Consider the following 10,045-nt stretch of genomic DNA (forward strand, 5'->3'; position numbering starts at 1 on the left):
CGACCACCTGGTCGGAGTACAAGCAGTACATCGAGAAGGACCCCGCGCTGACGCGGCGCTTCCAGCTCGTGCACGTGCACGAGCCGGAGGAGGCGGCCGCGCTGACGATGCTGCGCGGCCTGGCCGGGAAGCTCGAGGCCCACCATCGCGTTCTCGTGCTCGACGACGCGCTGCAGGCCGCCGTCACGCTGTCGCACCGCTACATTCCCGCCCGCCAGTTGCCGGACAAGGCGATCAGCCTGCTCGATACGGCCTGCGCGCGCGTCGCCGTCAGCCAGCACGCGGTGCCCGCGCCGATCGAAGATGCGCGCCGCCGTATCGACAGCCTGCGCGTCGAACAGGAGCGGATCGGGCGCGAATGTGCGCTCGGCACCGGCGATCCCGCCCGGCGCGATGCGATCGATCACGACATTGCCGCCGCCCGGGCCGAACTCGACCGGCTCGACACGCGCTGGCAAACCGAACACGACGCGTTGACGGCCATCGTCGATGCCCGCGCGTTGCTGCTCGACGACGATCCCGCGCATGCGCTCGACGCCGACACGCGTACCGCGGCACAAACCCGTCTCTCGGCCGCACAGCAGGCGCTGGCCGACCTGCAGGGCGACGCGCCGCTCGTACTGCCCGCCGTCGACACGCATGCGGTGGCCGCCGTCGTGGCCGACTGGACCGGCATTCCGCTCGGCCGGATGGTGCGCGACGAAACGCAGGCCGTGCTGAAGCTCGCCGATACGCTCGGCGAACTCGTCGTCGGCCAGAAGCACGCGGTCGAGTTGATCGCCGAGCGCATCCAGACCGCGCGCGCGAAGCTGGACGACCCGAAGAAGCCACATGGCGTGTTCCTGCTGTGCGGCCCGTCCGGCGTCGGCAAGACCGAGACCGCGCTCGCGCTGGCCGACACGCTGTACGGCGGCGAACACAACGCGATCACGATCAACATGAGCGAGTTCCAGGAAGCACATACCGTATCGACGCTGAAGGGCGCGCCGCCCGGCTACGTGGGCTACGGGCAGGGCGGGGTGCTGACCGAGGCCGTGCGCCGCCGCCCATACAGCGTCGTGCTGCTCGACGAGATCGAGAAGGCGCACCGCGACGTGCACGAGATCTTCTTCCAGGTCTTCGACAAGGGCTGGATGGAGGACGGCGAAGGGCGCGACATCGATTTCCGGCATACGGTGATCTTGCTGACGTCGAACGTCGGCGCCGATCGCGTGATGCAGCTGTGCCGCGATCCCGAGCGCCTGCCCGACACGCAGACGCTCGCCGACGCACTGCGCGCGCCGTTGCTCGACGTGTTTCCCGCCGCGCTGCTCGGCCGGTTGACCGTCGTGCCGTACTACCCGCTCACCGACGCGACGCTCGCGCGGATCGTCGCATTGCAGTTGCGGCGGATCGAGCAGCGGATCGATTTGCATCACGGCATCCGGCTGCACTGCACCGATGCGGCGACCGCGCTGGTCGTCGAGCGCTGCCGGACGATCGAATCCGGCGGCCGGATGGTCGACGCGATTCTCACGCATACCGTGATGCCGCGCATCGGCCGCGCGATCCTGCAGGCCACGCTCGAAGGGCGCGCGCTGGCGTCGATCGCGTTGAGCGCGGCCGACGGCGAATTCACGTACCGGTTCGACGAGGAGGAAACGACTTGAATCGCGTATTCACACTCGACAGCCCGCACGGCGACGACCTCAAATTCCATACGCTCGACGGCAGCGACGAACTCGGCCGCCTGTTCGAATTCCGGATCGAGGCGCTCGCCGACAGTCACAGCCTGTCGCTGAAGGACATGCTCGGCAAGCCCGTGACGGTCCGGATCGAACAGCAGGACCTGTCGACGCGCTACCTGAACGGCATCGTTGCGCGCGCATCGCTTTCTGGCCGGCGTGCCGAGCGGCATTACGGCTACGAGCTGATCGTGCGCCCGTGGCTGTGGCTCGCGACGCGCCGCTCCGATTGCCGGATCTTCCAGAACAAGACCGTGCCCGAGATCGTGCAGGAGGTGCTGTCGACGTACGGCTTTCCGATCGAGAACCACCTCGCCGAGTCGTATGTGCCGCGCGACTATTGCGTGCAGTACAACGAGACCGATGCCGCGTTCGTGTCGCGGCTGATGGAGTTCGAGGGGATCTACTTCTGGTTCCGTCATGCGGAGGATACGCATACGCTGATGCTGGGCGATGCGATGTCGTCGCACACCGTGCTGCCCGGCTACGAAACGATTCCGTACATCGCGCGCGACCGGACGGCGATCGCCGACGAAGAGCACATCGACGGCTGGCTGCCCGCGCAGGAAGTGAGTGTCGGCCGGCACCAGACCACCGATTACGACTATACGAAGCCGCGCGCCGATCTTTCGTCGCAGAAGGTCGATCCGCGTGGTCACGATCACGACAGTTTCGCGTCGTTCGAGTGGCCGGGCGGCTATCGCGACGATGCCCCCGGTGCGCACTACAGCCGCGTGCGGCTCGAGGAGCAGCAGGCGGAACATGAACGGGCGAGCGCCGACACCGACGTGCGCGGTGTCGCGCCCGGTTATCTGTTCACGCTCGAGCATTGCCCGCGCGCCGACCAGAATCGCGAGTACCTGATCGTGCGATGCCAGTATCGGTTTCAGGAGAACGCGTATGCGAGCGATCAGGGTGCGGAGGCTGTAGTCCATCAGACGATGATGCTCGTGCAGCCGTCGAGCCTGCCTTACCGGTCACCGCGCGACACGCCGCGACCGCGCACCAACGGGCCGCAGACGGCGACCGTCGTCGGGCCGCCGGGGGAGGAAATCTGGACCGACCAGTATGGACGCGTGAAGCTGCAATTCCGCTGGGATCGGTACGGGCAAAGCAACCAGGATTCGTCGTGCTGGGTGCGGGTGTCGAGTCCCTGGGCGGGTGGTGGATTCGGGGGCGTGCAGATTCCGCGCGTGGGTGACGAGGTCGTCGTGGATTTTCTGAATGGCGATCCGGATGAGCCGATCGTCACCGGGCGGGTTTACAACGGCGAGAAGATGCCGCCGTGGGGGCTGCCGGGGAGCGCGACGCAGAGCGGCTTGCTGTCGCGTTCGTCACCGGGCGGAACGACCGACCATGCCAATGCGTTCCGGTTCGAGGACAAGAAGGGTGCCGAACAACTCTGGATGCATGCGGAAAGGAATTTCGATGCGGAGACGGAGGCCGATCACACGCTTTCCGTCGGGAACAACCATACGCATACGGTCGGGAACGACGAGACGATGCAGGTGAAGAACAACCGGCAACGGAGCGTCGGGCAGAACGAGACGGTGAATATCGGGCAGAACCGGGTCGCGCAGATCGGGGCGAACGAGACGCATGGGGTTGTCGGCAACCGGACGCGGACGGTCGGGCAGAACGAAACCGTGACGATCGCCGCGAATCGCGACGCGACCATCGGTGGCGGGCATACCGAGACGGTCGCGAAGGGCAAGACCGAGACGATCGGCGAAGCCAAGACGCTCAACGTCGGGCAGATGTATCAGACGACGTCGCAGGACATGAAGACGCTGGTTGCGTCGGCGCATACCGAGGAGATCGGCGCGCGGACCTCAACGATCGCCAAAGCCCATACGCACACGGTCGGCGGCGAACACACCGTCAACGTCGGCGCGAACCATACGACGAACGTGCAGCATCAGGTGACCGTCAACGCAGGTGACCAGCTTTCGCTCGTCTGCGGGAATTCGAGCATCGTGATGAAGAGCGACGGCACGATCACGATCCAGGGCGTCAATGTCGCATCGACCGGTACGAACACCCACAGTGTGAACGGCAAGACGGTGACGTCGTCGGCGACCGCCGAGCACACGGTCGAAGGCGCCATTCTGAAACTGAATCCGTGACGGAGGCCCGCACGAATGCAGAACTGGCAGCCGACCAATCCGGTGGAGCGCAGGTTCATGGATGCGCACACGGACTGGATGAGTTTCGCGAAAGAGCAGGACGCGCGCTTGATGATCTGGCAGACCGACGAGACGGATGCGGCGCTCGTGCGGCTGTATTTCCAGATTCAGGATGAAACGTCGTGCGCGGTCAGGACGATGCGCGCGTCGTTCGTCAGCGAAGCGGGTTATGCGACGGCACTGACCGACGAGCTCATTGCGTTCTACAACCGCCGGCGGGAAGCATCCAACGCGCACGGCATACGTGCGGACTGGCAGGCGCCGTACGACGACGGCAAGAATCCCTTGCTCTACCTGTTCGCGGTGACCGACAGCCTGATGCAGCACCATCCGGACGTTTTCCCGGCGATGGTATTCGTGCTGGACCCGGTGAAAGTGCGGGATGACGCGGCATGGGTGCGATGGATGGACGATTTGCTGTCGATCGTGGCGGTCGCGCCGCAGCTTGCCGAGCGTGTGCGCTTCGTCGTGCCGCGTATCGATATCGCACCGTTTGCTGCGTTGATGCAACGGCATCGCGCCGCGGTTCACGTCGCGCACGGCAAGTATTCGATGGCGAGCGTACCTCTCGAGTTACTGGCGGAATCGGGCGAGCGCGGGCCGAGCGGGGAGTTTCGACGGCATTTCGTGATGCTGACCGAGATGATCGAAGGCAACAATCCTTCTCGGCTGGAGGAACTTCGAGCGGCCGCATTGAAGGTCGCGGAGCGTGAGCAGTGGTTCGATCAGTGCGTTGTCGTGCATCTGATTGCGGGGGCCGCCTATCTGAAATGGCGTGATCGGGAGAAGGCGATCAATGCGTATCGCAGCGCGGCCAGCAGCGGCATGCTCGCGGTTGAAGCCGGACATCCGGCAGGGCACAAGCTCGTGGCGAACGGGTTGTTCGGCGAGGCGAGCGTGCATCTGACGCACAGGGATTATGCGCACTCGGCTTATTGCTACGAGCGTGCGGCGGCGTCGACTACGGCGGCGAAGGACGGGCTGATGACGGTCGAGGCCTGGCGGATGAGCGCGGTGTGCTGGGAGCGGGCAGGGGAGCGCGAGCACGCGCTGGAGGCCGGGTTCAATGCGCTCGATGCGGGGTTGATGATCGACGAGCCGATGCGGGCGAACAGCAACCTGCCGATGGTTGTCGAGTGGATGGTGTCGCAACTGGGTGCGATGGACCGACGACGCAACGCGTTGAGCGAGAAGGTCGCTGCGTTGCGTGGTGGGTGCTGAACGGGGAGGGCTGAGTGGGATTGCTCGCGGTCAAGCATCTGGATCCCGTTGTCGGTGTCGACGTTCACTCGGTATTGGTCACGCCGGGTACGCCGCCGGTGTTCCTGCCGCATCCTCACGTCGGATTCATGCTCGATCTGCGCGAGTACATCCAGGCGGCAAAGGCCGTGGTCGGCTGCATTGCCATGATGATCGTGCAGGAGAAGGTAACCGAGTACATCGAAGATCACCCTGAAGATGTGACGAAGCTGGAGCACCTCGCCGATGAAGCGAGCCAGCAGGTCAATGAACTGATCGGTGGCGGCAAACTACCCGATCTCATGGACGACCCCACTGTCGCCGAGGGAATGAAACTGGCGAAAGAGGCCAACAAGCTCAAGAACCGCATCAGTGACGATCTTGGCTCGAACGTCGGATCTGGTGGCAGCAGCGGCAGGCCGATTTTTGTGAACGGGATGATGCGGGCCACGGCGGGGACGCATGCGTATCACGTTCCGGGGTTGCATTTCCCGCTCGGGGAATCGTTTGCGCCGCCACCCGAGGAGGTTGAACCGTCGAACGACGGCGAATCGTTCATGGGCAGCAAGACGGTGCTCGCCAACAACGATCCGATGTCGTACATGGCGCTGGAGGCGTTGAGTTGCTGGTCGATCGGATTGGAGCCGCCTCCGCATAACAGCGCGCATACGGATCGAACCTATCCGTCCATGCCGAGTTCGGTCATGTTGCCGATTCCGGCGGGAAGGCCTGTTTTTGTGGGCGGGCCGCCGATCGTGAACATGGCCGCCCTTGCGGTGGGGCTGTTCAAGGCGTTTCGTGGTTCCGCATGGGCTAAAAATCTTGCGAACAAGTTGCACCTGAAGCCCGGATTTCTGCGCTGCAATATCCTGGGAGCCGATCCGGTGGACATGATCACCGGCGAAGTGGTGGTACAGCAGCACGATTTCACGGTGTCGGGGCGCCTGCCGCTCGTGTGGAAACGGCATTACGCGAGTCACGTTTCGCGGTGCGGCGCGGTGGGCGTGGGCTGGCAGACGCTGGCCGACGTCCGGTTGGAACTATTGCGGTACGAGGGCGCGGTGGGCGTGGTGGCGCATTTCGTCGATCACGCTACGGCTTTCGATACGATGCCGAATATGATCGGCTGGCCCGGGCGCACGTATGACTGGCAAAGCGGCTATGCGTTGTACCTGCATGGTGACGGGCTCGTTGTGCGCACGCGAAGCGGGATCGAGTATGAGTTTGAGTTGCCGGCGCATTGGCAACGCATCCTGGGAACGCAGGCGACGGAGCGTTCCTTGACGCTGCCTGTCATGCGAATGGCGGATCTTAACGGCAACGCATGGACATTCTGCCGCGGACAGGGTCAAAGCCTGACGCGCATCGTCGAATGGAAGGGCGAGCAGATGACCGGCCGCATGATTGAGTGCGCGGTAACGCACGGCCGGCAGACCGGTGCGCCTGCTGGTTTGCTTACCGCCGTTACGCTGGTGGACGCGAACAATCGCGCGCATTCCCTCGTCAGCTACGAGCACGATCGGAACGGGAATTTGATTGAGGTGTTTGATGCGATGGGCCATCCTCATCATTTCGTGTACTCCGATGGCCACCGGATGGTGCGCCACACGAGTGTTCACGGGATGTCTTTCTACTACAGCCACCAGCAGCATGAGGACGGTGCGTGGAGAGTCGACCACGCGTGGGGTGACAACGGCCTGTTGGATTACCGTTTCGTCTTCGACCTCGAACATAACGAGACACGGATTACCGATTCGCTGGGCCATATGAGCGTCCTGCAATCGAACGCACGCGGCTTGCCGGTCGCGCGTATCGACGCGTTGGGTGGCGTGACGAGTTACCGCTACGACGCGCGCGACCGCGCAAGCGCGCTGACGGATCCCGCCGGGCATACGACGCAGTGGGAATACGACGCCTACGGCAATCTGTTGGCGCAGACGCTGCCCGATGGCAGCGTCGTACGGTCCGAGTACGACTCGGCATGCAAGCCGGTGGTGGTGACCTATCCGGGTGGCGGTACGGCGCGCTACGTGTGGGATGAGCGCGGCAATCTGCTCGAGCGGTCAACGCCCGCTCAATCTCGCATACGTTACGAATACGACCAGCATGGGCAGTTCGTTGCACAGACGGACCCGGTCGGAGCGGTCACGCGCCTGTCCTATGACAATGACGGCAATATCGCCGAGATCATCGACGCGCTCGGACATTGCATGGGATACACCCATGATGCCCGAGGCAACCTGATACGGACCGTTGACGCGACGGGGGCGGCGAGCCGTTACGAATACGATCAGAACGGCAACATGACCCGGGCAATAGCGCCCGATGGGCGCGAAACGTTCTATCGATATGACGCCAACGACAACTTGACGCACTACTGCGATCCGGCCGGCCAGGCCACGCAGCTAGGATATTCCGCGCTCGGGCAGATCATCAGACGATCCACGCCTGAAGGTGGCGTAGTCGAATACCGGTATGACTCCGAGGCCCGCCTGATCAGTGTGATCAACGAGCGTGGCGAAATATATCAACTGAAGCGCAACGCGTTGGGACAGGTTGTCGAGGAGGTCGACTACTGGGGGCAGACGTGTCGCTATGAGTACGGCGCGAGTGGCGAGGTGCTGCGCACCATTGATGCACTGGGGCGTGCGATCGACTATCAAAGAGATGCGCTCGGGCGTGTCGTGCAAAAACGCGTGCAAGATGGGAGGCAGCCCGACGGGATTCGCACCGAAACCTTCCTATACGATCGCGCGGGCAACCTTGTCGCGGCGGAAAACCCTGATAGCCGGATCGAGTTCACGCATGACCTGGCGGGCCGCATCATTGCGGAAAGATATGGCGAAGGTTTCGAAATCCTGCATCAGTACGATGCCGATGGTGATCGCGTCAAACGGACGACCCGGCTCGAGGAGGCCGGCGCGATCATCGAAAGAACGACGCGTTACGAATTCGATGTGCTCAAGCGGGTTACGTTGATGTCGGCCAGCGGTGTGCCGCCGATCCGGTTCGAGCACGATGCGCTTGGGCGCATCCGGGTCGAGCGCTTTGGCGAATCGTTGCGTCGCGAGGCGTCCTACACGGCGGAAGGAAGCTTGGAGCGACAGACACTGCTGCGCGACTCAAGGCCGTTCTTTGCCAGTGAGTATGCCTACGACGTGAACGGCGAATTGATCGAGAAACACCGCAGTGGCGCAAACGCGGAATACTTCCAATACGACGCGATTGGAACGCTGGCGGAGCATCTGAATTCGGCCGGGCGGTGCTTCCGGTTCACGGTCGATCAGGCGGGAGATCTGATGACGACGCGGGTTCGCGAGGGCGCCGCAAGGCGCGATGCGTTCGGCAACACGCTGCCGGGCGGCGCCTGGTTCCGTGAAGGGGAGTATGGCGGCGCTTACCACCTGTTCGATCGCGTCGGTAATCTCGTGCGCAAGCATGATTCCGAATGCGACATGGAACTGTGCTGGGATGGAGACGGGCAGCTCATCGAATCGCGCGTCTCGCGGCCGCAGTGGACCGAGCGCGGTCAATGCGGCGGTACATTGCTCGTTCTGACACAGTATTCATACGATGCATTGCATCGACGCACAAGGAAAGTCACGCGACTCACGCTTGGCGCCGGTGGAGCTGGCGAGCCATGTGAGGGTGAGGGTGCGCCTTCATGCATAACGCGGTTCTTCTGGGACGGTGACGTTCTGATCGCGACCCTCAAGCAAAGCGACAGACAGTTTGAGTTGTTGATGTCACGGGCAAAGTCCGATTTCGCACTATCCGATCTCGTAACTGATGCAAACGACAGCCGACGTGCCGTGCCGGTCACGCCGGGCGAGTATCAAGAATGGGTGTGCTATCCCGATACGCCGCGACCGCTCGCCTGGCTGCGCGAAGCCGTGCCGCCGGCTGGCACGGAGTTGGCGCGCGCAGTGTCGGCCGACGTGAGCGACGTCCCTGCGCTTTTACCGCAACCTGCGCCTCGGATCGACTGGTTGTCCACAGATCTGAACGGGATGCCGATTCGCGGGGACAATATCGAGAGTGGGATCTCGTGGAGCGTGTCGTACTCGCCATGGGGTGCGATTGATCGCACCACGTCGACGCCCGACGTCGATCAGCCGTTGCGCTTTCTCGGGCAGTATGAGGACCGCGAAACAAGTCTCTACTACAACCGGTATCGGTACTACGATCCGAGCGCAGCTCAATACATATCGATCGATCCGATACGGCTCGACGGCGGTGACAATCTGTATCGATACGCGAGGAATCCGATCGCCTGGACCGATCCGCTGGGCCTTTCGCGTGCTCGAATCACACGGTTTCGATATTTCGGCCATCCCGACCCCGCGATCGAGGCACAGGTGCGAGCGAAGATCGCTCAATTGCTGCAGCAGCGCCCAGATCTTGTTGAGAGCGGCAAGGAGAATATTGGTATCGCGCTGCTGGACGACGGAACGATAACGGATCCGGTGGTCGGCAATCAGACGGAAGGCCATCCGGAAGCCAAGCTTCTGCGTGCGTATCCCGACCGCATCAAGTGCCTGTGGAGCGAACGCGAACCGTGCGACCAACGGCGATACTTTGGCCAAGCGAACACAACCATGCACATGAACGACACGCCGTGCCAAACACTCATTCACGGCAGCCAAGGAATCGAACAGGTCTATTACTACATCATGACGGGCAGCAGAGAGGCAGCCGACTGGTCCAAGGTGCTGCGAAAGCACGCGGCGGAAGGGGTTTTCCTGCCTCAGCCGAAACGATCCTGGTGAGCGATGAGCCGCAAACTGGACATGCCCCGAAGGTAGTGTACAAGCGAGCCATCTCTCGATGGCGAGACAAGATGCAACAGTGGATCAAGCTCGTTCAAGTCATTTATTTAATTTTACATAACGTGAA

4 protein-coding genes are annotated in these 10,045 nt (G+C 62.9%); all 4 read left to right on the top strand.

Annotation, left to right across the window (positions count from 1 at the left end; translation table 11 throughout):
• A partial coding sequence (locus JYJ84_RS19385) for an AAA family ATPase (RefSeq protein ID WP_205189382.1) occupies window positions 1–1,649 on the top strand: 1,649 nt, incomplete at its 5' end.
• On the top strand, window positions 1,646–3,850 hold the full coding sequence (gene tssI, locus JYJ84_RS19390) for a type VI secretion system tip protein TssI/VgrG (protein ID WP_175222097.1): 2,205 nt from the start codon (window positions 1,646–1,648) through the stop codon (window positions 3,848–3,850). The genes JYJ84_RS19385 and tssI, both read left to right, overlap by 4 nt.
• Before the next feature lie 15 nt (window positions 3,851–3,865).
• Window positions 3,866–5,131: a hypothetical protein gene (locus tag JYJ84_RS19395; protein WP_175222098.1), complete on the top strand. Its 1,266-nt coding sequence runs from the start codon at window positions 3,866–3,868 to the stop codon at window positions 5,129–5,131.
• A 14-nt stretch (window positions 5,132–5,145) separates the two neighbouring features.
• Window positions 5,146–9,918 carry an RHS repeat-associated core domain-containing protein gene (locus JYJ84_RS19400; RefSeq protein ID WP_236027276.1) on the top strand — a complete coding sequence of 1,591 codons (4,773 nt, stop codon included), beginning with the start codon at window positions 5,146–5,148 and terminating at the stop codon, window positions 9,916–9,918.
• The last annotated feature ends 127 nt before the right edge of the window (window positions 9,919–10,045 follow it).

Origin of the sequence: Burkholderia sp. LMG 13014, assembly GCF_905232215.1 — a bacterium.
In the GTDB taxonomy this organism is placed as follows: Bacteria; Pseudomonadota; Gammaproteobacteria; order Burkholderiales; family Burkholderiaceae; genus Burkholderia.